Annotated in this window: 29 protein-coding genes; 23 read left to right on the forward strand and 6 right to left on the reverse strand. The window is 61.9% G+C overall.

What is annotated here, in order from left to right:
* Positions 1–56: 56 nt before the first annotated feature.
* The 9 genes from atpB (at position 57) to ACFFFR_RS09410 (ending at position 7,627) form a co-directional block, all read left to right on the forward strand.
* Positions 57–866 (forward strand): F0F1 ATP synthase subunit A, encoded by an 810-nt coding sequence (gene atpB, locus ACFFFR_RS09370; protein ID WP_377459854.1) that lies wholly within the window; start codon positions 57–59, stop codon positions 864–866.
* A gap of 91 nt (positions 867–957) precedes the next feature.
* Complete coding sequence (locus ACFFFR_RS09375) at positions 958–1,173, forward strand: ATP synthase subunit C-like protein (RefSeq protein ID WP_377459856.1); 216 nt, start codon at positions 958–960, stop codon at positions 1,171–1,173.
* A 110-nt stretch (positions 1,174–1,283) separates the two neighbouring features.
* Positions 1,284–1,844: a F0F1 ATP synthase subunit B gene (locus ACFFFR_RS09380; RefSeq protein WP_377459858.1), complete on the forward strand. Its 561-nt coding sequence runs from the start codon at positions 1,284–1,286 to the stop codon at positions 1,842–1,844.
* A complete protein-coding gene (locus tag ACFFFR_RS09385) occupies positions 1,844–2,653 on the forward strand; it encodes a F0F1 ATP synthase subunit delta (protein ID WP_377459860.1) in 810 nt (269 codons plus the stop codon). The genes ACFFFR_RS09380 and ACFFFR_RS09385 overlap by 1 nt, the downstream gene beginning before the upstream one ends.
* 121 nt (positions 2,654–2,774) lie before the next feature.
* Positions 2,775–4,412 carry a F0F1 ATP synthase subunit alpha gene (gene atpA / locus ACFFFR_RS09390; protein WP_377459862.1) on the forward strand — a complete coding sequence of 546 codons (1,638 nt, stop codon included), beginning with the start codon at positions 2,775–2,777 and terminating at the stop codon, positions 4,410–4,412.
* A 77-nt stretch (positions 4,413–4,489) separates the two neighbouring features.
* Positions 4,490–5,389 (forward strand): F0F1 ATP synthase subunit gamma, encoded by a 900-nt coding sequence (locus ACFFFR_RS09395; protein ID WP_377459864.1) that lies wholly within the window; start codon positions 4,490–4,492, stop codon positions 5,387–5,389.
* A 25-nt stretch (positions 5,390–5,414) separates the two neighbouring features.
* Positions 5,415–6,875, forward strand: coding sequence for a F0F1 ATP synthase subunit beta (gene atpD, locus ACFFFR_RS09400; RefSeq protein ID WP_377459866.1), 1,461 nt, complete (start codon positions 5,415–5,417; stop codon positions 6,873–6,875).
* Positions 6,876–6,877: 2 nt separating this feature from the next.
* Positions 6,878–7,153: a F0F1 ATP synthase subunit epsilon gene (locus ACFFFR_RS09405; protein ID WP_377459868.1), complete on the forward strand. Its 276-nt coding sequence runs from the start codon at positions 6,878–6,880 to the stop codon at positions 7,151–7,153.
* 27 nt (positions 7,154–7,180) lie between these two features.
* Entirely contained in the window at positions 7,181–7,627 is a 447-nt protein-coding gene (locus ACFFFR_RS09410; RefSeq protein ID WP_377459870.1) for a DUF2550 family protein, read from the forward strand.
* 102 nt (positions 7,628–7,729) lie between these two features.
* On the opposite strand, the gene ACFFFR_RS09415 is transcribed toward ACFFFR_RS09410, so the two are convergent.
* Both ACFFFR_RS09415 and nucS read right to left on the reverse strand, forming a co-directional pair.
* Entirely contained in the window at positions 7,730–7,963 is a 234-nt protein-coding gene (locus ACFFFR_RS09415; protein ID WP_377459872.1) for a cold-shock protein, read from the reverse strand.
* A gap of 29 nt (positions 7,964–7,992) precedes the next feature.
* Positions 7,993–8,688, reverse strand: coding sequence for an endonuclease NucS (nucS, locus tag ACFFFR_RS09420; RefSeq protein WP_377459874.1), 696 nt, complete (start codon positions 8,686–8,688; stop codon positions 7,993–7,995).
* Positions 8,689–8,772: 84 nt separating this feature from the next.
* Here nucS and ACFFFR_RS09425 point away from each other — a divergent pair, with 84 nt between their 5' ends.
* Positions 8,773–9,117 (forward strand): Rv1322 family protein, encoded by a 345-nt coding sequence (locus tag ACFFFR_RS09425; protein ID WP_377459876.1) that lies wholly within the window; start codon positions 8,773–8,775, stop codon positions 9,115–9,117.
* An 11-nt stretch (positions 9,118–9,128) separates the two neighbouring features.
* Here the strand turns inward: ACFFFR_RS09425 and ACFFFR_RS09430 are convergent, their stop codons facing one another.
* Positions 9,129–10,409: an AI-2E family transporter gene (locus ACFFFR_RS09430; RefSeq protein ID WP_377459878.1), complete on the reverse strand. Its 1,281-nt coding sequence runs from the start codon at positions 10,407–10,409 to the stop codon at positions 9,129–9,131.
* A gap of 200 nt (positions 10,410–10,609) precedes the next feature.
* Here ACFFFR_RS09430 and ACFFFR_RS09435 point away from each other — a divergent pair, with 200 nt between their 5' ends.
* The 6 genes from ACFFFR_RS09435 (at position 10,610) to ACFFFR_RS09460 (ending at position 18,192) form a co-directional block, all read left to right on the forward strand.
* Positions 10,610–12,322 carry a hypothetical protein gene (locus ACFFFR_RS09435; protein ID WP_377459879.1) on the forward strand — a complete coding sequence of 571 codons (1,713 nt, stop codon included), beginning with the start codon at positions 10,610–10,612 and terminating at the stop codon, positions 12,320–12,322.
* Positions 12,323–12,368: 46 nt separating this feature from the next.
* Positions 12,369–13,295 (forward strand): co-chaperone YbbN, encoded by a 927-nt coding sequence (locus ACFFFR_RS09440; RefSeq protein WP_377459880.1) that lies wholly within the window; start codon positions 12,369–12,371, stop codon positions 13,293–13,295.
* 174 nt (positions 13,296–13,469) lie between these two features.
* Positions 13,470–14,453, forward strand: coding sequence for an ABC transporter ATP-binding protein (locus ACFFFR_RS09445; protein WP_377459882.1), 984 nt, complete (start codon positions 13,470–13,472; stop codon positions 14,451–14,453).
* A gap of 5 nt (positions 14,454–14,458) precedes the next feature.
* Positions 14,459–16,033, forward strand: a complete 1,575-nt coding sequence (locus ACFFFR_RS09450) for a hypothetical protein (protein WP_377459884.1) — start codon at positions 14,459–14,461, stop codon at positions 16,031–16,033.
* Positions 16,034–16,065: 32 nt separating this feature from the next.
* Positions 16,066–16,413, forward strand: a complete 348-nt coding sequence (locus ACFFFR_RS09455) for a DUF3039 domain-containing protein (protein ID WP_377459886.1) — start codon at positions 16,066–16,068, stop codon at positions 16,411–16,413.
* 48 nt (positions 16,414–16,461) lie between these two features.
* Positions 16,462–18,192 (forward strand): DEAD/DEAH box helicase, encoded by a 1,731-nt coding sequence (locus ACFFFR_RS09460; RefSeq protein ID WP_377460172.1) that lies wholly within the window; start codon positions 16,462–16,464, stop codon positions 18,190–18,192.
* A gap of 23 nt (positions 18,193–18,215) precedes the next feature.
* On the opposite strand, the gene ACFFFR_RS09465 is transcribed toward ACFFFR_RS09460, so the two are convergent.
* Positions 18,216–18,863: a nicotinamidase gene (locus tag ACFFFR_RS09465; RefSeq protein WP_377459888.1), complete on the reverse strand. Its 648-nt coding sequence runs from the start codon at positions 18,861–18,863 to the stop codon at positions 18,216–18,218.
* Positions 18,864–18,874: 11 nt separating this feature from the next.
* Positions 18,875–20,206 (reverse strand): nicotinate phosphoribosyltransferase, encoded by a 1,332-nt coding sequence (locus ACFFFR_RS09470; protein WP_377459890.1) that lies wholly within the window; start codon positions 20,204–20,206, stop codon positions 18,875–18,877.
* Between the two features lie 107 nt (positions 20,207–20,313).
* Here ACFFFR_RS09470 and clpS point away from each other — a divergent pair, with 107 nt between their 5' ends.
* From clpS to ACFFFR_RS09505, 7 genes are read left to right on the forward strand one after another with little or no spacing between them, the layout of a single operon-like run.
* Positions 20,314–20,628 carry an ATP-dependent Clp protease adapter ClpS gene (clpS, locus tag ACFFFR_RS09475; protein ID WP_377459892.1) on the forward strand — a complete coding sequence of 105 codons (315 nt, stop codon included), beginning with the start codon at positions 20,314–20,316 and terminating at the stop codon, positions 20,626–20,628.
* Between the two features lie 5 nt (positions 20,629–20,633).
* On the forward strand, positions 20,634–21,296 hold the full coding sequence (locus tag ACFFFR_RS09480; RefSeq protein WP_377459894.1) for a DUF2017 family protein: 663 nt from the start codon (positions 20,634–20,636) through the stop codon (positions 21,294–21,296).
* Positions 21,293–22,234 carry a glutamate racemase gene (gene murI / locus ACFFFR_RS09485; RefSeq protein ID WP_377459896.1) on the forward strand — a complete coding sequence of 314 codons (942 nt, stop codon included), beginning with the start codon at positions 21,293–21,295 and terminating at the stop codon, positions 22,232–22,234. Before ACFFFR_RS09480 ends, murI begins: the two co-directional genes overlap by 4 nt.
* A complete protein-coding gene (locus ACFFFR_RS09490) occupies positions 22,231–23,049 on the forward strand; it encodes an MBL fold metallo-hydrolase (protein ID WP_377459898.1) in 819 nt (272 codons plus the stop codon). Before murI ends, ACFFFR_RS09490 begins: the two co-directional genes overlap by 4 nt.
* Positions 23,050–23,084: 35 nt before the next feature.
* Positions 23,085–23,834, forward strand: a complete 750-nt coding sequence (rph, locus tag ACFFFR_RS09495) for a ribonuclease PH (RefSeq protein ID WP_377459899.1) — start codon at positions 23,085–23,087, stop codon at positions 23,832–23,834.
* 6 nt (positions 23,835–23,840) lie between these two features.
* Entirely contained in the window at positions 23,841–24,476 is a 636-nt protein-coding gene (gene rdgB / locus ACFFFR_RS09500) for an RdgB/HAM1 family non-canonical purine NTP pyrophosphatase (protein ID WP_377459901.1), read from the forward strand.
* Positions 24,473–25,558, forward strand: a complete 1,086-nt coding sequence (locus tag ACFFFR_RS09505) for an exonuclease domain-containing protein (RefSeq protein ID WP_377459903.1) — start codon at positions 24,473–24,475, stop codon at positions 25,556–25,558. The genes rdgB and ACFFFR_RS09505 overlap by 4 nt, the downstream gene beginning before the upstream one ends.
* Here ACFFFR_RS09505 and ACFFFR_RS09510 read toward each other — a convergent pair.
* Positions 25,518–26,606, reverse strand: coding sequence for an ADP-ribosylglycohydrolase family protein (locus tag ACFFFR_RS09510; protein WP_377459905.1), 1,089 nt, complete (start codon positions 26,604–26,606; stop codon positions 25,518–25,520). The genes ACFFFR_RS09505 and ACFFFR_RS09510 overlap by 41 nt on opposite strands.
* Positions 26,607–26,625 lie beyond the last annotated feature (19 nt).

Below are 26,625 nucleotides of genomic sequence, written 5' to 3' on the forward strand. Positions count from 1 at the left end.
TGCGCGAAGCGATCGGCCTTCTAGACCGAGGACGGACACCGTAGAGAGGAAACGCGTTGCTTCCGCTTGTGCTCGCAGCCGCTCCAGAAGGTGGATACACTCCACCGACAATTTCAGACATGCATCTTCCGGAGATTGCTCCGTGGATGGCAGAGTACGGAACAGGCTTCGGCAAGCAGATGCTGATGATTATCCTCTCTGTCATTTTGATCAGCTGGTTCTTCAGCGCTGCTATCAAAAACCCGAAACTGGTCCCGGGTAAGTTCCAGTACTTGGCCGAATCTGGCTACTCCTTCATCCGCAACTCCGTCGCCAAGGAAGTCATCGGCGAACGCGAGTTCATGAAATGGGTCCCGCTGCTGTTCGCAGTCTTCTTCTTCGTGTTGCTGAACAACATCTTCGGCGCGATCCCATTCCTGCAGATGCCATCGTTCTCCCACGCCGGTGCCGCCTACGCCATCGCCGGCATCATGTACTTCATCTGGATCGGTGTTGGCCTGCAGCGCCACGGCATCCGCTACTTCAAGCTCGCCGTCGTCCCATCGGGTGTGCCGGGCTGGATCCTGCCACTGCTGGTCCCCATCGAGATCATTTCTAACTTCATGGTTCGCCCACTGACGCACTCGCTGCGTTTGATGGCGACCATGCTGGCCGGCCACATGATTGTGGCACTGGCCGGTACCGGTGCCGAACACCTCATCATGTTCCAGGAGAACCTGGCCCTGAAGGGTGTCGGTGTGCTGATCATCATCGCCTCCGTCGCGATGTACTTCCTGGAACTGCTGATCATGGTGCTGCAGGCATTCGTCTTCACCCTGCTGACCGCGATCTACATCCAGGGCGCCATCGCCGCTGCCGACCACTAAAAATAACCAATAATCTTCCCTTCCCTTATGGTGCGGAAGGGGACACCTCACAACCTGCCTAACAACACACAGGCATCTTGAAAGGAACAAAATGGAACTCCACGGTTCACTTAACATGATCGGCTACGGCCTGGCCGCTATCGGTTCTGCCATTGGTGTGGGTCTGATCTTCGCCGCTTACATCAACGGTGTTGCCCGCCAGCCAGAAGCACAGCGCATTCTGCAGCCGATCGCTCTGCTGGGCTTCGCCCTTGCTGAAGCACTGGCCATTCTGGGTCTGGTCTTCGCCTTCGTTATTGGCTCCTAACTCTCGGTCCCCTCGAGAGGTTCCGACGCTCATGACAGCTCGGGGCACACAATAACCGAGTCAAGATCGACCGTCGGACAACGACCATACACAGAAGGAATGGGTGAAAAATGATCAGGGCAGACTTGCTACTGGCCGCCGCTGAAGGCGCGCACCCACTGATCCCAAACTGGTGGGAGGTGCTCGTCACCGCCGTTGGCTTCGCCGTCTTGATGATCATCGTCGTCAAGGTGATCGTGCCTGCCTTTGAAAAGGCCTACCAGGAACGCGTAGACGCCATCGAAGGTGGTCTGGAGCGCGCCGAGAAGGCACAGGCCGAAGCGAACGCCATGATGGCCGACTACCAGCAGCAGCTTTCTGACGCCCGCGTCGAAGCCAACCGGATCCGTGAAGAGGCCCGCGCCGAAGGTGCACAGATCCTCGCGGAGATGAAGGCTAAGGCTGCTGAAGAGTCGGCTCGCATCACCGAGCACGCGAACACGCAGATTGCCGCTGAACGCCACGCCGCCATCAACTCCCTGCGCGGAGAAGTTGGCACCTTGGCAACCGAACTGGCCAGCCGAATTGTTGGTGAGGCTCTGAACGATGACGCACGCTCACAGCGTGTTGTCGACCGTTTCTTGGCTGACCTTGAAGCCGAGCAAAACTCGAGTGCAGGTGCAGCGAACTAATGGCAGCAGCATCCAGCGAATCGTTGGCACAGGCAAAACAGGAACTTCAGTCCACCATCAACGGTGCTGACCTGGCACTTGCCAAGGAACTGTTTGAAGTCCTGAGTGTCCTTGAAGAACAGGCCGCCCTGCGTCGGGCCTTGACCGATCCATCACGTGAGCCCGCACAGCGTGCCGGCCTTGTCCAGAACCTCTTTGGCGCCAAGGTTTCCGAACCTGCCATCAAGGTCCTGCAGACCCTGGCCGGTAAGCGTTGGTCGAACGAGCGTGACTTGGGCGACGGTCTAGAGCAGATCGCCACCACGGTGGTCGCCGCCGCAGCCGAGCGTAACGGGTTGACCGGGCTGAACCAGCTCGAGTCCGAACTCTTGGGCTTCAACCGCACCGTCGGCGCCTCGCACGAGGTTCAGGCGGCACTGACGGACCCACTGGCCAGCAGCCAGGCCAAGACCACCTTGGCGCAGCGCTTGTCAGCATCCGTCAGCGATGAGGCTCGCTTGTTGATCGATCAGGCCATCAGCTCCCCGCGTGGGAAGAAGCCACAGGATCTGATCGCCGACTTCGTCAAGCAGATCGCGGCCCGCCAGCAGCGGTGGATCGCAACCGTCACGGTTGCCGCTCCACTGAATGAGGCGACGCAGAACCGTCTGGCCACCGCGCTGAATGGTTACTTTGGTCGAGACCTGAAGCTCAACGTGAATGTGGATCCAGCCGTCATCGGCGGGATGAAGATTCAGGTGGGCGACGAGGTAGTGGATTCCTCGATCGAATCCCGGCTTCAAGACCTCAAACGCAAACTGGCTGGATAGCGAAGCAACAGTGGGCTCCGGCCACACCCCATCGGCCGGAACCAACCAATAAACTCACAACATTTTTTAACGACTGGTCATCGCTTACGATGATCACAACACAGGAGAGCAGGGACTGCAGATGGCCGATTTGACCATCAACGCCGATGACGTCCGCAATGCCTTGAACGAGTTCGCGGCGTCATATGAACCAGACAGCGCTTCCCGCGTTGAAGTGGGCCGTGTGATCTCGGCAGGCGATGGCATCGCCCGCGTGGAAGGCTTGCCTTCCGCCATGGCGAACGAGCTATTGCGTTTTGAAAACGGCACCATGGGCCTCGCCCAGAACCTCGACACCCGCGAAATCGGTGTCATCATCCTCGGTGATTTCACCGGTATCGAAGAAGGCCAGGAAGTACACCGCACCGGAGAAGTCCTCTCCGTACCTGTCGGTGAAGGCTACCTGGGCCGCGTGGTTGACCCACTGGGTAACCCAATTGACGAACTCGGTGACATCGAAACCGATTCCCGCCGCGCACTGGAGCTGCAGGCACCAACCGTGACCCAGCGTAAGTCGGTTCACGAGCCACTGCAGACCGGTATGAAGGCCATCGACTCGATGATCCCCATCGGCCGTGGCCAGCGTCAGCTGATCATTGGTGACCGCCAGACCGGTAAGACCGCGATCGCCGTGGACACCATTCTGAACCAGAAGGCTAACTGGGAGTCCGGTGACCCAACCAAGCAGGTGCGCTGCATCTACGTGGCTGTCGGTCAGAAGGCTTCCACCATCGCCGGTGTCCGCCAGACGCTGGAAGAGCACGGTGCACTGGAGTACACCACCATCGTGGCCTCCCCAGCATCGGACCCAGCCGGTTACAAGTACTTGGCTCCATACACCGGTTCGGCCATCGGCCAGCACTGGATGTACGGCGGCAAGCACGTACTGATCATCTTTGATGACCTCTCCAAGCAGGCTGAAGCCTACCGTGCAGTCTCCCTGTTGCTGCGCCGCCCACCAGGACGTGAAGCATACCCAGGTGACGTGTTCTACCTGCACTCGCGTCTGCTGGAGCGTTGCGCCAAGCTCTCCGACGAGATGGGCGCCGGTTCCATGACCGGTCTGCCGATCATCGAAACCAAGGCAAACGACGTTTCCGCGTACATTCCAACGAACGTCATTTCCATTACCGACGGCCAGATCTTCTTGCAGTCTGACCTGTTCAACGCTAACCAGCGTCCAGCCGTTGACGTGGGTATCTCCGTATCCCGCGTTGGTGGTGCAGCTCAGGTGAAGGCCATGAAGAAGGTCTCCGGTACCTTGAAACTGGAACTGGCTCAGTACCAGGACATGCAGGCGTTCGCCATGTTCGCCTCTGACTTGGATGCGGCCACCCGCCAGCAGCTCACCCGTGGTGCACGTCTGATGGAGCTGCTGAAGCAGCCACAGTACACCCCGTTCCCAACTGAGGATCAGGTTGTCTCCATCTGGGCCGGTACCAACGGCCACCTCGATGATGTTCCTGTCGAGGACGTTGGACGGTTCGAACGTGAACTGCTCGAGCACCTGCGCCGTTCCACCCCGATCATGACCACCATCGGTGAAACCGGTCAGCTGGCCGATGACACTGTCTCCGCCCTGGAAGAAGCCGTCACCGACTTCAAGAAGGGCTTCTTCGGGGAAGGCGATAACCGCTTCGTGGCTGTCGGTCATGAAGAGCACGATGCGCTTGAAGAAGAGCGTGTCGAACAAGAACAGATCGTCAAGCAGAAACGCTAAGTCGTTGAACAAGTCTCGTGCACGGTGAGGCACCCGCTTCACCGGACACGGACCACAACGGCTAAGAAAGGAAAAGTATGGGAGCCCAGATTCGGGTCTACCGCCAGAAGATCGCCTCGACCACGTCGATGCGCAAGATCTTCAAGGCGATGGAACTGATCGCTACATCCCGTATCGGTAAGGCGCGTGCCCGCGTGCAGGCAGCCCTACCGTACTCCAATGCGATTACCCGTGCGGTTTCTGCTGTTGCCACCCAGTCTGCCGACGTCGAACACCCACTGCTTGAAGAAGCAGAAACGCCACAGCGCGCCGCTGTTGTCATCATGGCAGCAGACCGCGGTATGGCCGGGGCCTACTCGACCTCCGTACTGAAGCGGGCGGAAGAACTCATCGAGCTGCTGCACAGCCAAGGCAAGGAAGTAGACCTGTTCGTCTACGGCCGCAAAGCTGTTGCATACCTCGACTTCCGTGACCGCCCATACGTGAAGGCGTGGACCGGTAACACCGACAATCCGAAGTTCGAAACTGCCCGCGAAATCGCAGCCGAGGTTGTAGCTGCCTTCCTGAAGGATCAGGAAGAAGCCGGCAGCGTGGACGAAATCCACTTGGTGTACACCCAATTCAAATCGATGGTCTCCCAGGAGCCAACCGTTGTCCGGTTGCTGCCACTGGAAGTCGTCGAAGAAGAGGTCACCGCGGAAGAAGACCTGCTGCCGCTGTACGAGTTCGAACCGACTCCGGAAGAAGTGCTCGATACGCTGCTTCCGAAATACATTGAATCCCGCATCTTCGCCGCCGAACTGCAGGCCGCAGCTTCCGAGCTTGCTGCCCGCCAGCGCGCGATGAAGTCCGCAGGTGACAATGCTTCCGATCTCATCAAGAAATACACCCTGCTGCGCAACAACGCACGCCAGGCTGAGATTACTCAGGAACTGACTGAGCTCATCGCCGGTGCCGACGCGCTCAGCGCATCCTAACGCTACTTAAGAAGTGAGAAATTAGATGACTGCCACCATCAATGAACAAGGCACCGCTCCGGTCGCCGGCGGCGCGGTTGGTCGCATCGCCCGGGTGATCGGTCCGGTTGTCGACGTCGAGTTCCCAGCCGACGCCATCCCAGAGATCTACAACGCGCTTTCCTGTGAAGCCACCCTGGAAGGCGTCACCCGTCACCTGACCTTCGAAGTTGCCCAGCACCTGGGTGACAACCTGGTCCGCGCTATCGCCATGGAATCCACCGACGGCCTGGTCCGCGGCACCGAGGTCAAGGACTCCGGTTCCCCGATCACCGTCCCAGTCGGCGACGGCGTCAAGGGCCACCTGTTCAACGTTCTGGGTAAGCCACTGGACGTTGAAGAGAGCGAACTGGAAGTAACCGAGCGCTGGCCAATCCACCGTCAGCCACCACACTTCGCCGACCTTGAAGGCTCCACCGAAATGCTGGAGACCGGTATCAAGGTGATCGACCTGCTGACCCCATACATCAAGGGCGGTAAGATCGGTCTGTTCGGTGGTGCCGGTGTTGGTAAGACCGTTCTGATTCAGGAAATGATCACCCGTGTTGCCCGCAACTTCGGTGGTACCTCGGTCTTCGCCGGTGTGGGTGAACGTACCCGTGAAGGTAACGACCTCTGGGTCGAAATGGACGAAGCCAACGTGCTCAAGGACACCGCACTGGTGTTCGGCCAGATGGACGAGCCACCAGGAACCCGTCTGCGCGTGGCCCTGACCGGTCTGACCATGGCGGAGTACTTCCGCGATGTGCAGAAGCAGGACGTGCTGCTGTTCATCGACAACATCTTCCGTTTCTCCCAGGCCGGTTCCGAGGTTTCGACCCTGCTAGGTCGCATGCCTTCGGCCGTGGGTTACCAGCCGAACCTGGCTGACGAAATGGGTCTGTTGCAGGAACGCATTACCTCCACCCGTGGTCACTCCATTACCTCCATGCAGGCCGTTTACGTCCCTGCGGATGACTACACTGACCCGGCCCCAGCCACCACCTTCGCCCACTTGGACGCCACCACCGAGCTGACTCGTTCGCTGGCTTCCCGTGGTCTGTACCCGGCGGTTGACCCACTGACCTCGACCTCCCGTATTCTTGACCCGCAGTACGTGGGCCAGGAGCACTACGACACCGCGATCCGCGTGAAGCAGATCCTGCAGAAGAACAAGGAACTGCAGGACATCATCGCGATCTTGGGTGTGGACGAGCTCGGTGAAGAGGACAAGATCGTGGTGGCACGTGCCCGCCGCATCGAGCAGTTCCTCTCCCAGAACACCTACACTGCTAAGCAGTTCACCGGTGTGGAAGGCTCCACCGTTCCGATCAAGGACACCGTCGAGGGCTTCAAGGCTATCTGTGACGGCGACCTCGACCATGTTGCTGAGCAGGCCTTCTTCAACGTTGGTGGCTTGGACGACGTCGAGCGCAACTGGGCCAAGATTCAGGAGCAGACCAAGTAACCATGGCAGAACTCAACGTAGAAATTGTGGCCGAAGACCACTTCGTGTGGTCTGGTGCAGCCAAGTCCGTCTCAGCACGGACCATCGAGGGCGACATCGGCGTGCTGCCGGGTCACACCCCGCTGCTGGCTGTGCTGGCCGGTGACGGTCCGTTGGTTGTAGAACCAGTCGAGGGTGCACCCATCAAAGCCACGATTGCTGGTGGGTTCTTCTCCGTCGATTCCGATCGCGTGGTGATCGTGGCCGACAACGCGCAGCTGGATAACCCGGCAGCGTAAGACAGCGTCGAAAGAGACACAAAGACGTTGTTTGATGGTTCTGTGCTGATGTACACGATCATCGCCATCATCGCGGTGATCGTGCTCATCGGTGCGGGCCGGATTGTGCTTCAATGGGTGCGCCGCATGCAATTGCGGCGCACCTTTGGCACATTCGAAGGCTTTATCTCCGCAGACACCCTGGAGCCGGACTGGCTGCCGGGGATCTTCCGCTACCAGCAGGGCAAACTCGAGGTGCTCAAACTGCACTCGATTTCCCCCATGCCGGTCTACACCTTCAAACGGGAAGACCTGGATATTCTGCGGATCAGTGAGGGCACCGAGGGCCTAGCGGCAGAGTTGCCCGAAGACTACGTCCTCGTGCAGGCAAAGTACCGGCAGGACGAATTTTTGATGGGCATGACCTTTGACGCCTACGCCGGCCTGAGCGCCTGGCTGGAAGCCCGCCAAATCATGGGATTCGGACGGTACTAGGGCTGCCTGCCGCGCGCGTCTTAGGGACGTGTTAAACACCAAACCCGAGCGAACAGATTCGCTCGGGTTCAGTTGTTTCTAAAGCTCAGACGGGTCTAAAGCTTAGACTGGGCGGACATTCGTCGCGGTCGGTCCCTTGGGGCCTTCGCCCAGCTGGTAGGTGACCTGCTGGCCTTCAGTGAGGGCCGCGAAGCCTTGGACCTCAATGTTGGAGTAGTGGACGAAGACGTCTTCGCCGCCGGCGGCAGGCTTGAGGAAGCCGTAGCCCTTTTCAGAGTTGAACCACTGAACGGTTCCGTCGAGGTCTACAGGGGAGGATACCGAGTTGTCGGTCATGTGTTGTGCTTTCGTAGCAGGAAAAAGTGTTAGAACAGCCGGGACTCGACGTCGTCGATGCCGCGCATGGCGTCATAGTCCAAGGTGACGCAGCGGATGCCGCGGTCCTCGGCCAAGACCCTGGCTTGGGGTTTGATTTGTTGGGCTGCGAACACACCGGTGACCGGGGCTAGCAGCGGATCTCGATTGAGAAGTTCCAGATAACGGGTGAGTTGTTCCACCCCGTCAATGTCCCCGCGGCGTTTCAATTCCACGGCAACGGTTGCGTTCTGTGCGTCCTTGGCGAGGATGTCTACCGGTCCAATGGCGGTCATGTACTCACGCCTGACCAGTGTGTAGCCGTCTCCCAAGGTGGTGATTTGCTCGGCCAGCAGGCGTTGCAGATCGGCCTCGACCCCGTCCTTGGTCAAGCCGGGGTCGACCCCGAGCTCGTGGTCGGAGTCGTGTTCGACCTCAAAGAGGTTGATGGTCAACCGGTCATCAGATTTTTGGTTCTGGACGGTCCAGACCTCGGTGATGCCTTCGGCTGCCTGTTCGGCATCGGGTTCGGCACTGCGTAGCTTGGCCGGTGGGCTCATCCAGTTCAGTGGCTTGTAGGAGCCACCGTCAGAATGCACCAAGACCGAGCCATCCGCCTTGACCATGAGCAGTCGCTTGGCCAGCGGCAGGGTAGCGCGGAGCCGGCCCTCGTACAGGACAGAACAAGTAGCAATCACCAAACGCACGTCCTCGAGTCTACCGGCTTTTGGCGTTGGGTTTGTGACCTGCGGTTTTGTGCTCGTGGCTTACTTGCGGCCACACTGGTGACTATGGCCAAGAAGAAACGTCGTACGCCGGCTCGGTTGTCCAAGTGGCAGAAGGCGGAGCTGAACCGTCGTGAGCGCGAACGCGATGGTGCCGAAGCACCCGCCCGCTTCGACGTGTACAACCGCACCGAGCAGGCCCCGGACGGGCTGTGGCAGATCCGGCAGATCCGTGCCGGTGCCTCCGAGAAGGAATACACCTGCCCCGGTTGTCACCGGATGATCCCGGTCGGGGTGGCCCACCTGGTGGCGTGGCGTGAAGATCACATTTTTGGTGCAGATTACGGCGCGGCTGAACGTCGGCACTGGCATTCGTCCTGCTGGTCCGGACGAACCTACCGTTACCGGTAGGCGACCAGTTCTTAGCGGGCGTCCTGGCGGGGCAGCCAGACTTCCTTGAGCAGGATCATCACACCGGCGGCCATCGGGATCGCCATCAGCGCGCCCAAGACGCCCAAGAGGGAACCACCGGCGATGACAGCAATGACTGCCACCGAACCGGGCACCGCGACGGCGCGCTGCATGATGCGTGGGGAGACGAAGTAGGCCTCCACCTGCAGGTAGACGAAGTAGATGGCCGCGAAGATCAGGGCGGTCTGCCAGCCGGCGGTGAGGGCAATGACGGTGACGAACACTCCGGCGGTGAGCGCACCGACCAGCGGGATGAAGGCTAGCAGCAGCACCACGAAGGACAGCAGCACGGAGTAGGGGACACCGGCGATGCTCATGGCGGTGAACGCCACGATCGCGTTGATCAGTGCCACGAAGGCTTGACCCATGACGTAGTTACCGACCGATGAGGTGATCTGATCGGACAGGGCCCGGACCCGTGCGCGGTTGGAGGCAGGACCGAGGCGGTATAGCCAGCTCTTCATCGTCGGCAGGGAGGAGAGGAAGTACAGGGTCAGCACGAAGATGATCAACGCGGAGAAGCCGGACTGGAAGATCGCCGTGCCGAATCCGAAGAGCCCACCGAAGACCTGGGTGACGGCCTCCGGGTTGGCGAAGAACTTGTTGACTTCTTCTTGGACGCGGTCCCGGACCTGGAACTGGCTATCCAGATCTTGGAAGAGCGGGGAGTGGATGAAGTCTTCCACCCAGCCGGGGATGTTCCTGACCAGTTGGGATGTCTGATCCACGATGGTCGGGATCAGGGTGCCGATGAAGCCGCCGAAGATGGCCAGTAGGGCGAGCACGGCAACGGCCACACCCAAGGCACGTGGTTTGCCGCGGCGTTCGAACCAGCGCACGATCGGATCTAGCCCCAAAGCGATGAACAGGGCCGCAAGGATCCAGATCAGCAGCTCTTGGGTGGAGGTGACGATGAAGAACACACCCAGCGCGATACCGACGCCGACGGTGGCCATGAACCCGGCCCACAAGGGGCGCTGCAGGATGGACTCGTCGTTTTCTTTGGCCTCGATGACCACCAGCTGGTCCTCGGGCGTCATCGGTGGCACGTCAAAACGCAGCCGGGGTTGCGGTTTGGGCAGGGTCCCGGTCACGGTGCGCACAAGTCGACGCAGCCGCCCGCGTGGGGCGGCGGGCTCGGCAGCGCCGGGGGAGGCCGGTGGCTGAGTTGCGCTCGCCGACTCCTCCTCGTCGCGGCGGTGCTGCTCGTGCGGGGGCGTGTGCTGATCCATGAAGTTCCTCGGTCGGTGCATCACTCGTTGAGCGGTTTTGCTCTAAGTCTACGGACAACGTTCAGGAATCTACGCTTTACTATCTTCTCGGGCTGTCGTGCCGAGAGCGATATTCGTCTCATCGGGCAAGCACGAACTGCCCATTTGTTATCAAATTGTTAGAATTGCCTAGATAACCCCCAACGTTAGGTGAGAAATACGTGCGAAAAATCATCTCCCCGATAGCCATGCTGCTGGGCCTGGCGCTGATCGTCTTGGGCATCGGCCAGCAGACGTGGTGGGCCCCGCCGACGGTTGTGTCTGCGTCCTCGGCTAAAGTTCACGACGCTGCCGCCTTGACCGTGATCAAGCCGAACATCGAAGGCATCAGCGAAGACGGCGTGGAACTAACCATCAAGGCTGAAGGCGACTTCAAGGTGGCCATGGGCCGCACCGTGGACGTTGAAGCCTGGGTGGGAGATGCCGCACACCAAAACGTCGTGGGCCTCACCGAGTCCGAGGATAAAACCCCGTTGATCGAGGTGGAGAAGGTCGACGGTGAAGACACCGTCCCGGATCCGACCAACTCAGATCTGTGGGTTGATGTGCAGGAAGGCTCCGGCTCGATGCTGTACCGATTCTCCAACGCCGACCAAGATGACAAGGACTGGTCCCTGTTGCTCTTTACCAACGGTAAATCTGCCGCACCAACCGAGTTCGTCACTGACTATCACGTCGAGCCGGACCGCTCCGGACCGGTCGCCGTGATCTTGGTGGGTATCGTCTTCTTGCTCTTGGGCCTGGCCATGTTGTTTGGTCCGAAGCGTCAGGGTCGCCGTCGTCGGGTTGAAGGCGCTGCCGCAATCGCCGTGACCGGCGTGCTGGCCGCCAGCCTGACCCAGGGTGCACTGCCTGCCTCGGCATCCCCATCGCCGAACACCGAGTCGCCGTCTCCGACCCAGACTCAGTCGCCGGCGGAAACCGAATCTGCTGCACCGGAGGGTGAAGAGACCGGTACCGGTGAGGAGGGGGCCGAGAATGAGGGCCCACGTGTTCAGCTGGTGAACTCCCAGGTGGAGCGGATCCTGAACGACACCGCCAAGAAGCTCGAAAGCGCTGACAAGGCGCAGAAGGTGAGCTCCGCAGTCAAGCGCCGCCTGGCCGGTCCTGCGCTGGCCCTGCGCGAAGATAACTACACCGCCCGGGCTAAGGCGAGCGATTTGGCGAAGCTGGCTCCGGTCGGCACCAACGTCCGCACCTACGCCGGCACCACCGATCCGGAATTCCCACGTCAGCTGCTGATCGTGGCAGATCAGGACAAGTCCGACATTCCGCAGCTGTTGTTCTTCGAACAGCGTTCGGCTCGCTCCAACTACCGCTTGGTCTCCGCGACGCCAATGGTGCCGGGAGCCAGCTTGGATCCGATCGACCCAACCCAGATCGGTAAGGCCACGGCCAAGCAGTCCGGTTTGGTCGCTACTCCAGAGAAGTTGTTCACCGATCTGGCGAAGAACCTCTCCGATGACAAGCAGGCCAAGAACCTGACCTCGGATCTAAAGGAAAACACCTACATTCAGCTGATCCGTCAAGACCAGAAGAAGCAGGTAGAGGACAACCCGGATGCAAAGGTGAGCTTTGCCCGCAGCTTCGAGCCTGATTCGCTGACCGGGATCACCCTCAAGGACGGTTCCGTGTTGGCCACCGGTACGCTGAAGTCCACCATGAAGTCCACCCCGGAAGATGATGGTGCCTCGCTGAAGCTGAATGACCTGACGAAGGAACTCTCCGGTGCTGAGTCCGACTCCACCGAACAGACCCTGACGGTGCAGAAGTACGAGCAGTACACCGTGCTGATTCCGGCCAAGGACGCGGAAAACAAGAAGATCCAGGTCTTGGGCGTCAGCGAAGTTACACGCGCGGCACGTCTGGGCTAGAGTCGAAAACAGGCTTAACATCACGTCTTTTCAGGAAGGCCACGCATTGACCAACGAAAACACGGAAACAAGCACGCCAGCGGGCACTCAGGGAGCGGTTGATTTATCTGCCGCTGCCAGCAGCCAAGCAACTGGCGCACCAGCGCCCGAGGCAGGCAACGCCGGCGCCAGCTGGGTGCAGGAGCTGACCGCGGAGAACTTCCAGCAAGTCGCTCAACTCTCCGGTCGCGTGCTGGTCATCATGTCCCTGACGGACTCGACCACACCGGAAGCCGCCCAGATCAACGATGTACTGGCCGAGGCTGTCAACGAGCAGCAGGGTCGAGCCCTGCTCGCGGTCGGTGACCTGGCCAAGGAACCGCAGCTGTTGCAGGTCTTCGGTGTCCCGCAGGGCCCCTTGGTGGTCGCGCTGATGAATGGTCAGCCGGTACCAATCATGGACCGACCCATGCCGCGGGAACACGTGGACCAGGTCATGGGCGAGGTGCTCAAAGCCTGCATCCAGCAGGGGATTACCGGCACCGTCCCACCGGTCAGCGGTGGCGAGCCGGCAGAAGAACTTTCTCCGGAGCATCAGCGGGCCCAAGAGGCCATTGATGCTGGCGACTATGACGCCGCGCTGGAGGCATACAAGGCCGCCTTGAACAACAAACCTGATGACGAGGTTGCCGAACAGGGCATCGCCCAAGTCTCGCTGCTAAAGCGCGTGGCCGACATGGACGCTCAGCAGGTGCGTGAACGCGCGGCTGCCGAGCAGGACGATGTGCAGGCACAGATTGCGGTAGCGGACCTAGATGTGGTCGGTGGCCACGTGGACGATGCCTTCAAACGGCTGGTGAACTACATCGCCACCCACTTCGGTGACGACCGGGAAACTGCCCGCAAGCATTTGGTGGAACTCTACGCCGTGGTCGGGGTACATGATCCACGGGTGAACGTGTCTCGGCAGAAGCTTTCCCGAGTCTTGTTCTAGAGGCTCGAACTCTAGGGGCTCGAAGCTCCCATTTTTATCACTGCCAACGGCGGGGTTGCGGATACGCGGCCCCGCCGTTGCGGTATGCCGCTCATTCTGCGGGCTGGCAGAACTTCACGCCAACTCGGCCCAGAGAATGAGGTTGGCACGAGACCACTTTGTTAGCTTGGGAGCATGACGCACCCATCTTTCCCCCACGAAGGCTCCGGACAGGAGCACCATCCACAGCCACCGGCCCAGCCGCCAGCTGGTAACCCCGCCAACGCGCCGCAATATGGTGCGCCGCAATACGGCGAGCAACAGTTCGCTCACCAGCAGGGCCAGAGACAGCGCGGTATGCAGCAGAGCGGCGGGGCTCCCGCCGAGAGCTACGTGCAGCCCGGGCTGAATCTGGGGCAGCTGAACCCGGATGCGGCGATCTCGGTGCGCGGTCTGACCCAAGACTTTGGTCAACACCGCGCCGTGGACAACCTGAACTGGGATGTGCCACGCGGTTCGTTCTACGGCCTCGTCGGACCCAACGGCGCCGGTAAGACGACAGCGTTGTCGATGCTCACCGGCCTGCTGCGTCCCACCTACGGTGGTGCGATGGTGGCCGGGGTCGACGTCTGGGCTGATCCGTTGAAGGCGAAAGCGACCATGGGCGTGCTGGCCGATGGCGTGTTCTTGTTTGATCGGCTGACGGGGGCGCAGCTGATCACCTACGCCGGATTGTTGCGGGGTCTGGACCGCCATGTGGTTGACCAGCGTTGTGAAGATTTGTTGCGGGTCATGGACCTGACCGAGGCCAAAGACAAGGTGGTTGCGGACTACTCGGCCGGTATGACCAAGAAGGTTGCCTTGGCTGCCTCCATGATTCACTCACCGCGGGTGCTGATACTGGATGAACCGTTCGAGGCGGTGGACCCGGTCTCAGCCGCGAACATTCGGGACATTCTGGCCAAGTATGTGGCCGGCGGCGGCACCGTCGTGGTCTCCTCACACGTCATGGACTTAGTCCAGCGGATGTGTGACCACGTGGCCGTCATCTCCCAGGGCAAGCTCCTGGCTGCCGGGACCGTCGATGAGGTACGCGGCGGACAGAGTCTGGAAGACCGCTTCGTCGACTTGGTCGGCGGCCGCTCCAGCGGGGAGGGCTTGGCATGGTTGGATCACTAATCCGAATGCGTTGGGCGATCCAGCTCAACGACTTACGGCGCTCGACCATGATGATGGTCAGCACCATCATCACCTGGACCGGTGCGTTATTCGCCATCGTTGGTTTCCTGATTGGCGGGTATTTCCTCGGCACGGTGCCGGACACCACCATCGAGGGGCTAGGTATCGGCCAAACTCTGGTGACAGTGCTGTTGCTCGTGCTGTGGGCGCTGCTTCCGATCTTCCTCACCGGTGTGGACATGACGCTGGACCCGGCGCGGTTCGCGATGTACCCGATCAAGCCGAGCAACTTGGCGCTCGCGATCGCCGGTTCCGCCATTGTGTCCCCGGGCGTGGTTATCACCCTGGCCCTCTTCCTGGGCATGGCCCTGATGTGGGTCACCCATAGTGTGCCGGCCGCGATCATTGGTCTGCTGATGGCCCCGGTGATCACCGTCTCCGCGTTCAGCTTGGGCAACATGCTCGCTGCGTGGGCCTCCAACTTGCTGGGTAAACGACGCAGCCGCGACATCCTCGCCCTAGTCGGCCTAGTCATCTTGATGTGTAGCGGTTTGATCATCAACACCCTGACCGGCGGTCTCATCACGATCTTTGACCAGCTCGGTGCCGTGGCCGAAGTGCTGGGCTGGACCCCCTTCGGGTTCGGGATCAGCGCTGTCATGCACGCCGCCGCCGGCCAGTGGGCGCTGACCGCCATCAAGGTCGTACTGGCCTTGGCTTGGCTGGGCCTGATCTTCGTGCTGTGGACGGCGGGCATCAAGCACGCCACTGCGAACGTGACGTCCCGCGATGCCACCAAGGGTAAGACCCACGGTCTGGGCTTCTTCAACCGGGTGCCGCAAACCCCGACCGGGGCCGTGATGGCTCGCTCCCTGACCTATTGGATGCGGGACCCACGCTACTCCGGCACACTGCTGATCCTGCCGGTGCTGCCCATCGTCATGTACTTCTCGACCATGACGATCCCGGAAGAGGCAGGTTTCAGCGGGCCGTCCTTGGCCTTCACGCTGGGGCTGATCGGCGTGGTACTCGGTGTGACTTTGATGGCCGAGCTCTCCTACGACTACACCGCGCTGTCGCTCCACGTGCTGACCGGGGTCAGCGGTAAAGCTGACCGCACCGGCCGGGCCATGGCGCTGCTGGTGGCGACCCTGCCGCCGCTGATCTTGGTCGGTCTGATCATGGCGTGGGCACTGGATGCGTGGGAGCTGCTGCCAGGCTCGCTGGGCATCGCGCTGGCTGGTGTGCTGGGCGGAACCGGTGTCTCCTCGGTGATCAACACCCTGATCATCTACCCGACTCCGAAACCGGGGGAGTCCCCGTTCCAGTCGCAGAAGGCCGGATTCGCGAAGACGTTCCTGAGCTCGATCATCTCGATGGTCTCCGGCCTGCTGGCCACCACGGTGCCGATCGTGCTGTATTTCATCCAACAAGACACCGGTAATGAACTCTTCGGTTGGCTGGGGCTGGCCGCAGGAATCATCATCGGAACGGTGGTGTTGATTGTCGGCATCACGATTGGTGGACGGATCTACGACAGGCGTCTGCCGGAGCTCTATCAGCAGGTGGCCCTGCTCTAAAAAGTGGGCACCGAACAGGTAGACTAGATGCCATGAGTTTCGATCCCCGTCTGTCCCAAGACCCGTTCTCCTCGGATGAAAGCACCGGTGGCGGCACCGCCACGGTGGTTGACGAGCAGACCCAACAGCAGGTCTCCGAACCGGGCGATCACGAACGGTTCAGCCACTACGTGCGCAAAGAAAAGATCATGGAATCCGCCCTCGGCGGTAACGCCGTGGTCGCCCTGTGCGGGAAGGTCTGGGTGCCTAGCCGGGACCCGAAGAAGTTCCCGGTCTGCCCGGAATGCAAGGAGATTTACGAATCCATGCAGCCCGGTGGCGGCGACGGCGATAAAGGTAAAGGCAAGGGGTTCGGCGGCTTCTTCGGTCGGGGCAAATAAGCGTCCGTGTCACACCAGGAACAAACCCTTTTTGACCTTGGTGCCTCCATGCCCCCGGCCTACCCGGAACGGGCGGCCTGGGGTACGGCGCCGAAGCTGCGCCAGTGGCAGCAAGAAGCGCTGGAGTTGTACTTCAAGAACAACCCCAAGGACTTCCTCGCCGTGGCGACCCCCGGCGCAGGTAAAACAACCTTCGCGCTGCGTGTGGCCGCCATGCTGGTCGAACGCAAACTCATCCGCCGCATCTGCGTGGTGGCTCCCACCGACCACCTGAAACGCCAGTGGGCCGACGCGGCCGCCCGCATCGGGCTGGCCTTGGACCCCAACTTCAAGAACTCCGACGGCAAACACGGCCGGGACTTCATCGGGGTGGCCGTCACCTACGCGCAGGTGGCCAACAAACCACTGCTGCACCGCAACCGTGCCGAGGTCGAACCGACGCTGGTGATCTTGGACGAGATCCACCACGCCGGCGACGCGCTCAGCTGGGGAGATGCGATCCGCGAAGCGTTCGAACCGGCCGCCCGGCGACTGTCCTTGACCGGTACACCCTTCCGCTCCGATACGGCGATGATCCCGTTCGTGGAGTACGCCGAGGATGCCGACGGCATCCGCCGTTCCAAGGCCGACTACTCCTACGGATACGGCCCGGCACTGCGCGACCACGTGGTGCGCCCGGTCATTTTCATGGCCTACTCCGGCCAAATGAAATGGCGGACCTCCACCGGGGAGGAGTATGCAGCCCGGCTGGGTGAAGACACCACCAAAGACATTTCCAACCAGGCGTGGCGCACCGCGCTGAACCCGGAAGGCCAATGGATCCCTTCCGTGTTGCACGCGGCCAACCAGCGCCTGACAGAAGTGCGCAAACACGTGCCCGACGCCGGCGCCTTGGTGATCGCCACCGACCACGAGGATGCCCGAGCCTATGCGGCGCAGCTGAAGGCCATCACGGGGGAAAGCCCGACCGTGGTGCTCTCCGACGACAAGACCGCATCGGACAAGATCGACACCTTCTCCGCCGGTGACTCCCGGTGGATGGTGGCGGTCCGGATGGTCTCCGAAGGGGTGGACGTGCCCCGGCTGGCCGTGGGCGTCTACGCCACGTCGACCTCGACCCCGCTGTTCTTCGCCCAAGCTGTGGGGCGCTTTGTGCGCTCGCGAAAGCGCGGCGAAACCGCCTCCATCTTCTTGCCCTCGGTGCCGCAGCTGTTGGCGCTGGCCAATGAGATGGAGATGGAACGCGACCACGCCCTGGACCGTCCCACCGACGACGTGGACGTTGATGTGATGGATCTGGAAGAGGATCTACTCAATCAGGCCAACCGGGAAGAGAAAGCCTCGGCCGATCTGGAACGCCAAGCCTTCCAAGCGCTGGAGTCCGACGCCAGCTTTGACAAGGTGCTCTTTGACGGCGGCGAGTTCGGTTTGGGCGGCGACCTCGGCTCGGAAGAAGAACTCGGTTTCTTGGGGATCCCGGGTCTGCTGGATGCCGACCAGGTTTCCGCGTTGCTGCGGCAACAGCAGGCCGAACAGCTGAAACGTCGGCCGCAAAAGTCGGCGCCAACCGGGGTGCCGGATCACCGGCAGCTGAAGGAGCTGCGCAACGAACTGGCCAAGAACGTGGCCGCGTGGTCGGCCCGCTCCGGGACCCCGCACGGGGTCATCCACAACCGGTTGCGCTCCGAGTGCGGCGGCCCAGCCGTGGCCCAGGCCAACGCCGAACAGCTCAAGGCCCGGCTGAAAAAGCTGCAGGGCTGGTTCGTCGGCCGCCGCTAGCGAAGAGAGCGAGCGAAGACCCGTTAGAGGTCTTGGCTGTCCATCAGTTGCGCGCCGGCATCGGCCATCTCGTCCAGAGCTTCGGCGCTGGCCGTCTCATCAACACCGGCGATCAAATCGGTCAACACCGTGACCTCGTAGCCGGCTTCCAGCCCGTCTAGGACGGTGGCGCGAACGCAGTGGTCGGTCGCGATGCCGGCCACATAGAGCTCGTCGATACCTTCGGCGCGCAGCCATTCGTCGAGATCCGGGGCGTTCTCGGCAATGGCGGCGGAGCCGTCGTCGGCGCCCATGTTCTCGCGCTTGCCTGATGGGACGGCATCGGGGGAGCCGAGCCGGCCTTCAAAACCGGAGTAGCCGTCGGTGTACATGCCTTTGAGGAACTCGGCGTCGATGTCCTCGGTCTCGAGGTTCTCGTGGAGTTCTGCACCGGGGGTGCGGGCGACGCAGTGGGCGGGCCAGGTCTTCACGTAGTCGGGTTCTGCACCCTCGGCGGCGAAGTGGTTGCCCGGGTCGATGTGCCAGTCCCGAGTGGTTGCGACCGCGTCAAAGTCGGTTTCGGCCAGCAGCTCGGAGATGGCTTCGGCGGTGGCGGCCCCACCTGAGACGGCGAGGGAGCCGCCCTCGCAGAAGTCGTTTTGGACGTCAACAATGATGAGTGCGCGTGACATGTCTTCCTTTGTTAGCCGCGGTTGTGAGGATCGATAAACAGGGTGGGGATGACGGGTTGTCCGGGTTGGAGTTTCTTGGCGTGCGGCGGCAATTCGGCGATGGATTCGGTGTGCCGTTGCGCTGCGGCGGTCACGGCGTCATGCCCGGTCCAGCCGTCGGCGAGCTCGCCGTCGACCACAAAGTGGTGCAGCAGGTTCCGATCGTCTCCGTCGTTGTCCACCGGCTGGCCCACCCCGAGCAGTTCGGCTTCGGCCACGCCGCGGCTGTTGCGTTGGCGTAGGGCGAACTTGCGTCCACCCACGGACTTCTTACCGCTGGCGGCCTTGGCCACGGACTGGTATTCGCCGTTGTCGTCGGCCCGGGAGACGAGTTTGTACACCATGGCGGCGGTGGGCGCGCCGGAACCGGTCACCAGCCGGGTGCCGACACCGTAGGCATCGACCGGGGCTGAGCGCAGTGAGGAGATCGCGTACTCGTCCAAGTCGCTGGTGACCATGATGCGAGTGTGGGTGTTGCCAAGATCGTCCAGCAGCTGGCGGACCCAGTGGGCCTGTTCCACCAGGTCCCCGGAGTCCAGACGGATGGCGCCGAGCTTCGGGCCGGCAACCTCCACGGCGGCGCGGACCCCGGCCTCCACATCGTAGGTGTCTACCAGCAGGGAAGTATCTTCGCCCATGGATTCGATTTGGGCAGTGAAGGCGTCCTTTTCACTGTCGTGCACGAGCGTGAAGGAGTGGGCGGCGGTGCCGACCGTCTTGAGCCCGTAGCGGTAGCCGGCTTCAAGGTTGGAGGTGGCGCTGAAGCCGCCGATGACTGAGGCGCGGGCGGCGGCGATGGCCGAGGCTTCGTGGGTGCGGCGGGAACCCATTTCGACGCAGTCACGCTGTCCGGCCGCCAGCGACATGCGGGATGCGGCCGAGGCAATGGCGGTGTCGTGGTTCAGCACCGAGAGGATGTAGGTCTCCAAGATGCAGCATTCGGCGAAGGTGCCTTCGACGATCAGCACGGGGGAGTAGGGGAAGTACACCTCGCCCTCGGCATAACCGTAGATGTTGCCGGAGAACTTGAAGTTGGCCAGATAGTCGATGGTCTCGGTGTTCACCACGTTGGTGTCGGCCAAAAAGTCCAGCTGGTCGTCATTGAACCGGAACTTTTCCAATCCGGCTAACACCCGGCCGGTACCAGCCAGCACGCCGTAGCGGCGGCCATCGGGCAGGCGGCGCGCGAACGCCTCGAAGACACTCGGGCGGTGGGCCGCCCCGGAGTGCAGGGTGGCCTGCAGCATGGTCAGCTCATAGTGATCGGTGTAGAGCGATGTCGGTTGGTTGCTGGCTGGACGCACGTGTGAATCCCATCCGTTGAGAGCAAAAGCGGTGTCTTGTGCCTAACTCTACCGGCGTGGTTGTTCAGCCAGCGAATAGTTCAACCGGTTTGGCCTAGAATGGATGCATGAGTTTTTCTGCCGCCGCTACCGTGGTGCGCCCAGACTCGAGCCCGCAGCAGGATACGAGTCCAGCCCACCAGGAGCCTTTCGTTGTGTTGGTCTGGAACGACCCGGTGAACCTGATGAGCTACGTCAGTTACATCTTCCGCAGCTACTTCGGCTTCTCCAAGGAGAAAGCTCACACCCTGATGATGCAGGTCCACACCGAGGGCAAGGCCGTGGTTGCCGCCGGTAACCAAGACAAAGTGGAGGCCGATGTTGCGGCCATGCACAACTACGGGTTGTGGGCCACCTACGAACCTTCAGGACTGGGTGCCTGAACGTCGTGGCCACTGAATTCATCTCCAGCCCGCACGGCTACCACTCCCGGATCGACGCCAACGAATCCCGGCTCCTCCAAGAACTCTGTGACGATGTGGTCACCCTCTTGGAAGAAGACGCTGACTTGCGTGCCCCTGGTGGGGACAGCGCGCATCCGATGACCGACCAGCTTTTCACGCTGACCGGGATTGACCCGGCCGAGTTCGCCGAGCTGGCCCGCAGCTTTGGGGATAGCACCGCGCAGGTGCCTGAGTTTGAGATGCACCGGCCGGCCCCCACCGACGCCGCAGTGCAGAACCTGCTACCGTCGGCCCACGCCGAGAACGGTCCAGCCGCCCAGTTCCGTGCCAAGCACGAAGAGAACCTGCGCTACCAGAAGATCGCGGATCTACGCACCGCGCAGATCTACTTTGCCAGCCGTGAACTGTACTTGGATGAAGACCAAGCGGTGCTGGTGGCCCGGGTGTTGAACCACCTGCGGCTGACCTTGGCTGCGAGACTGAAGATTAAGGACGAAGAGGACGCCGCCAAGATCCACCAGATCATGGATTCGGCGCAGGCCGTGGACCCACGGTCCTATATGGCCCTGATCTACAATTTCCTCACGTGGTGGCAGGACACCCTGACCGAGGCCCTCTTAGTGGACCTGCCGGAAGAAGAACTATGAACCGAACCCCACTGCCGCCGCATCCGGATGCACCGATCGGCGTGTTTGACTCCGGTGTGGGCGGACTGACCGTCGCCCGGGAGATCATCGACCAGCTGCCTCAGGAATCGATCCTGTACGTCGGTGACACCAAACATGGACCCTACGGTCCGCTGCCGATCTCGCAGGTGCGCGCGCACGCCCTCGGGGTGATGGACGAACTGGTCGATTCCGGGGTGAAGCTGCTGGTGATCGCGTGCAACTCGGCCTCAGCCGCCGTGCTGCGGGATGCCCGGGAACGCTACACCGCCAAATACGGCATCGAAGTGGTGGAGGTCATTCAGCCCGCGGTACGCCGTGCGGTCGCCGCCAGCCGGAACCACAACATCGGGGTCATCGGCACCTCAGCCACCATCGGCTCACGCGCCTACGAGGACACCTTTGCTGCAGCCCCGCAGCTGGAGATCACCTCGGTGGCCTGCCCGCGCTTCGTGGAGTTTGTGGAAGCCGGGATCACCTCCGGCCCGGAAGTGCTGGAAGTCGCCGAAGAGTATCTGGCCCCCCTGAAGGCGGCAGAGGTGGACACCGTGGTGCTGGGCTGCACCCACTATCCGCTACTGACCGGTATTGTTTCCTATGTCATGGGTGAGCATGTGAATTTGGTCTCCAGCGCCGCGGAGACGGCCCAAGACGTGTATCGTTCGTTGATGCGCTCGGGATTGATGCGATCCGCGCAAACTCCACCGATTCACCGCTTCTTAGCGACCGGGGATGCGAAGAGCTTTGAAGTCTTAGCCCGGCGCTTCCTCGGGCCCGAAGTCACCGGTGTTGAGCATGTTGATAAGGTATCTGCAAGATATCCGACCGGCACGATCGCACAAATCACCCCTGAAATGATCGCGGCCGCGCAAGCTAAAGTGGCGCAAACAGCAAGCGCAGAAGGGCAGCCCAACGCGTGAAACTCACAGTCATCGGGTGCACCGGTTCCTTTCCGGGGCCGGCCTCACCTGCCTCGTGCTACTTGGTGAGTGCATTTGATGGTCAACGCATGTGGCGCATCCTGCTCGACCTCGGCTCTGGGGCCATGGGCGTGCTGCAGCGCTACATGGAGCTAGAGGACATCGACGCGATCCTGCTGTCCCACTTGCACCCGGATCACTGCATGGACCTGTGCGGACTGCACGTGGCGGTCCGCTGGAAACCAGGGGGCTGGCAGGGCAAGTACATCCCCGTCTACGGACCCGATGAAACCCCCACCCGGATGGCCGAGGCCTACGGGATGGAAGAAGGCGACTCCATGCACTCGGAGTTCGATTTCCGCACCTGGAAAGAGAACCAGCAAGTGCGCATCGGCCCGTTCAATATTTCTGTTTATCCGGTGCGGCACCCGGTTCCGGAGGCCTACGCGATCCGCGTGGAAGCCGACGAGCCGGACCTGTCCGCCGAGCCCATTGACGGGCACTACCCGCGCAAACGTTCCGTGCTGGCCTATTCCGGTGACACCGATACCTGCCCGGGGTTGATTGAGGCCGCCAAGGACGCGAATCTGTTCCTGTGTGAGGCCGCCTTCGAGGAGGGCCGGGACGATGGCATTGACGGCATCCACCTCACGGGTAAACGCGCCGGCGAAATGGCCGAAGCTGCCGGGGCCGAACGGTTGCTGCTGACCCACCTGCAGGTGTGGACCGACCCCTTGAAAACCGCCCAAGACGCATCCAACGCCTACTCCGGTTTGGTGGCCGTGGCCGCCTCCGGGGTCTCCTACCAAGTTTAGTTTTTCTTTTCGCATCGTAAGGACGATCAAGACTGATGACGAGCCAAACCCAACAGGTCCGCGCCGATGGTCGGGCCACCAACGAACTACGCTCCATCTCCATCACCCGCGGCTGGGCCGGACACGCCGAAGGCTCGGCGCTGATCGAGTTCGGCAACACCCGCGTACTGTGCACCGCCTCCTTCACCGAAGGGGTGCCACGCTGGCTCAAGGGCGAAGGCCGCGGCTGGGTCACCGCCGAATACGCCATGCTGCCGAGGGCCACCAACACCCGCAACGACCGGGAATCGGTCAAGGGGAAGATCGGCGGCCGCACCCACGAGATCTCACGGCTGATTGGCCGCTCGCTGCGCTCCATCATCGACACCACCGCGCTGGGGGAAAACACCATCGTGCTGGACTGCGACGTCCTGCAAGCCGATGGCGGCACCCGCACCGCGGCCATCACCGGCGCCTACGTGGCCCTAGCTGAGTCCATCAACTGGGCCAAAGCCCAAGGCATCATCAAGGAATCTGTTAACCCGTTGAAGGACTCGGTCGCCGCGATCTCCGTGGGCATCATCGACGGGGTGCCGATGCTGGATCTGCCGTATGTGGAAGACGTTCGCGCCGAGACCGACATGAACGTGGTGGTCACCGGTTCCGGCGACTTTGTTGAGGTCCAAGGCACCGCCGAAGGGGTGCCGTTCAACCGTGACGAGCTGGACGCCATGCTGGATCTGGCGTTGGCCGGCTGCGCAGAGCTGTCCCTGATCCAGCACGAGACGCTCAACCAGCAGGCCTAGGAATCGATGCCCATGAGCAGCGAACCACGGATCATTCTCGCCACCAAAAACCAAGGCAAATTGGCCGAACTACGCCAGTTGCTGGCCGATGTCGTGCCCGCCGAACAGATCGTAGACCTCTCCGGCTTCTCCGTGCCCGACATCGTCGAGGACGGCGTGAGCTTTGCCGAGAACTCCGCGCTGAAGGCCACCATCACAGCCAAGGCCACCGGGCTGCCGGTCATTGCCGACGACTCCGGGCTGTGCGTGGATGTCCTAGGTGGGGCACCGGGGATCTTCTCTGCCCGCTGGTCCGGCACCCACGGGGCCGACCGGGAGAACTACGAACTGCTGCTTGCTCAACTCTCCGACGTCAAGGCCGAACACCGCGGCGCCGAATTCCGCTGCGTGGCGACCTTGGCCACCCCGGAGGGTGCCACCACTGCCGGCGTCGGCGTCGTCCGCGGGGCGATCACCACGGCACCTCAGGGCGACGGCGGTTTCGGCTATGACCCGGTGTTCATCCCGGATGAAGGCCAGCACCTGGCGGGAACTCCACGCAGCTTCGCCGAATACACGGCCGCGGAAAAGAATGCCATCAGCCACCGTGCCCGGGCACTGGCCGAGTTGAAAGATGCGGTGGTGGCAACCCTTTCATCATGAGTGTTCGCTTCGTCGCCATTGATTTTGAAACAGCTAACTCCTTCCGCGGCTCCGCCTGCTCCGTCGGCCTGAGCCGCGTCGAGAACGGGGTCGTCACCGAACGAGCCCACTGGCTGATGCGCCCACCGGCCGGCTATGACGTGTTCGACCCCCGCAACGTGTCCATTCACCGGATCACCGAAGCCGATGTGGCGCACGCGCCCCGATTCGCCGAGCTGTTCGGCAACATCATGAACTTCGTGGGTCACGACCCGCTGGTCGCCCACAACGCCAACTTCGATGTGGGCGTGATCCGCTCGGGCGCGGAAGTGTCCGAACTAGCGGTGCCGGCGTTCCACTACGCCTGCTCGCTGCAACTGGCCCGCCGCAACTACGAGCTGGCCTCCTACGCGCTACCGAACGCGGCGGCCGCAGCCGGCTGGGAGATTACCGATCACCACAACGCTCAAGCGGATGCGGACGCCTGCGCTGCCATCGTGGTGGATATTTGCAAGAGCGTCCAAGCCCCGGATCTGGGCACCGCCTTGGCCCGCAGTGAGATCGCGTTGAAGCTTTCACCGGAGTACGTGCCGGGAGAAACGGTGTTCTCCAAGGCGACCCGGGATGCCATGGCGACCGAGGGCATTTATGATGCGGCCCGCAACGTGGCGGCTCGCGCGCTGCCCGGCCCGCAGTGGGACCTGTGGCCGCAAGAAGGCACCAACCCCGAACCGAATCGCAACGCCGACCCGGAACACCCGCTGTTCGGCCAGCACATTGTCTTCACTGGAGGCCTGCACATCTCCCGGCAAGAGGCGAAGAACCTTGCTGCCGAATGCGGGGCTCAAACCGGCAACCGTGTCATCAACAAGACCACCATTTTGGTCATCGGTGACGGTTTTGACCCGCGGGATCTGTTGCGCGGTGAACCGACTCTGTCCACCGGGACCAAGAAGGCTCAAATGGTGCTGGAGCGTCGAGCGGCTGGCCAACAAATTGAGATTTTCTCGGAGGCTCAGTTCTTCCAGGCGCTCTCGGGCAATTGGCCGGAGGAAGGCGCGCTTAGCGCATCGTTTGCAACCACTGGCGCAGCATCTCGTTAACCACATCCGGTTGTTCCAGCTCGGCGAGCCAGCCGGCGGGAATCACCTCGATGCCCCCTGCCGTGCCCAAGATCTGCCCGGTTAGGGCACCTACCGTGTCGGTGTCTCCGGAATTGTTCACCGCGCGCAAGACCGCCTTGGTGAAATCCGCTTGCGTGGGCCGGGGTCCTGCCGTCACCGCCAAGTAGACGCTCATGGCCAGCGCATCAGCGGCGAATTGCCCGGTGCCGAATTCTTCGACCAGCGCGTCGCCCACCAGCACTTGACCGGAGTCGCGGTGCACGACGCCCAGTGAGTGTGCGTGGACCAGCTTCTGGTGGGCATGCTGCCCGGCGGGCAGCTGGCTGATGGCCGGTGCCAAGTAGCGTTCGGTGAATGCCTCGGCAACGGGAATCTCATACTCGTGGATGGCGCGGATACCGGCGGTGAGCAGCATAGGGGCCGCGACCGAATCCGGATGACCGTGCGTTAGGGCCGCACCCTTGGCCGCCATGGAAATCATGGTCTCCACCGGGACATAGGGGACCAGCCCGAAGGGGAGCGAACGCATGACCGTGCCGGAACCGGTGGCCTCCGGGTTGGCGGGTTTCTTGGGATGGCCCTGTTCGCCACTGGCCAGTCCAGCCAGGGTGGCCTTGCCCGGTCCCCGGTTGACGGCCATGCCCGGTTGCTGGTCGAGGAACTTACCCGGGATGACCGGGATGCCTTCGGGCAGCTGTCCGGTCTGGCCCTGATACCAGCGCAGGTAGGCCAGCCAGAGGCAGGCGGCGTCATCGGCGGCGACACCTTCGTTGGCCCACCCGATCAACTCGATCAAAGCGTCCATGGTGTAGAGCGTCAGCTGGGTGTCCTCGGTGAAAGGCAAGCGTCCGTCAACGCCGGTGAAGGCACTCGGGCGGACGGACCGGACGTGAGCGAATCCTTGGAGCCCGGAGGCATCGAACTCTTTTTGAATGGTGGCCAGTGTGTCTTTTTCGACAACGGCACCGAGGGCATCGGCGAGGGCACCGGCGCTGATGGCGCCGCGAACGCGATCTGCATACTCCATGGCATTCATTGTAGGTGCT

The sequence above is a fragment of the Micrococcoides hystricis genome (assembly GCF_042434215.1).
Lineage (GTDB): Bacteria > Actinomycetota > Actinomycetes > Actinomycetales > Micrococcaceae > Micrococcoides > Micrococcoides hystricis.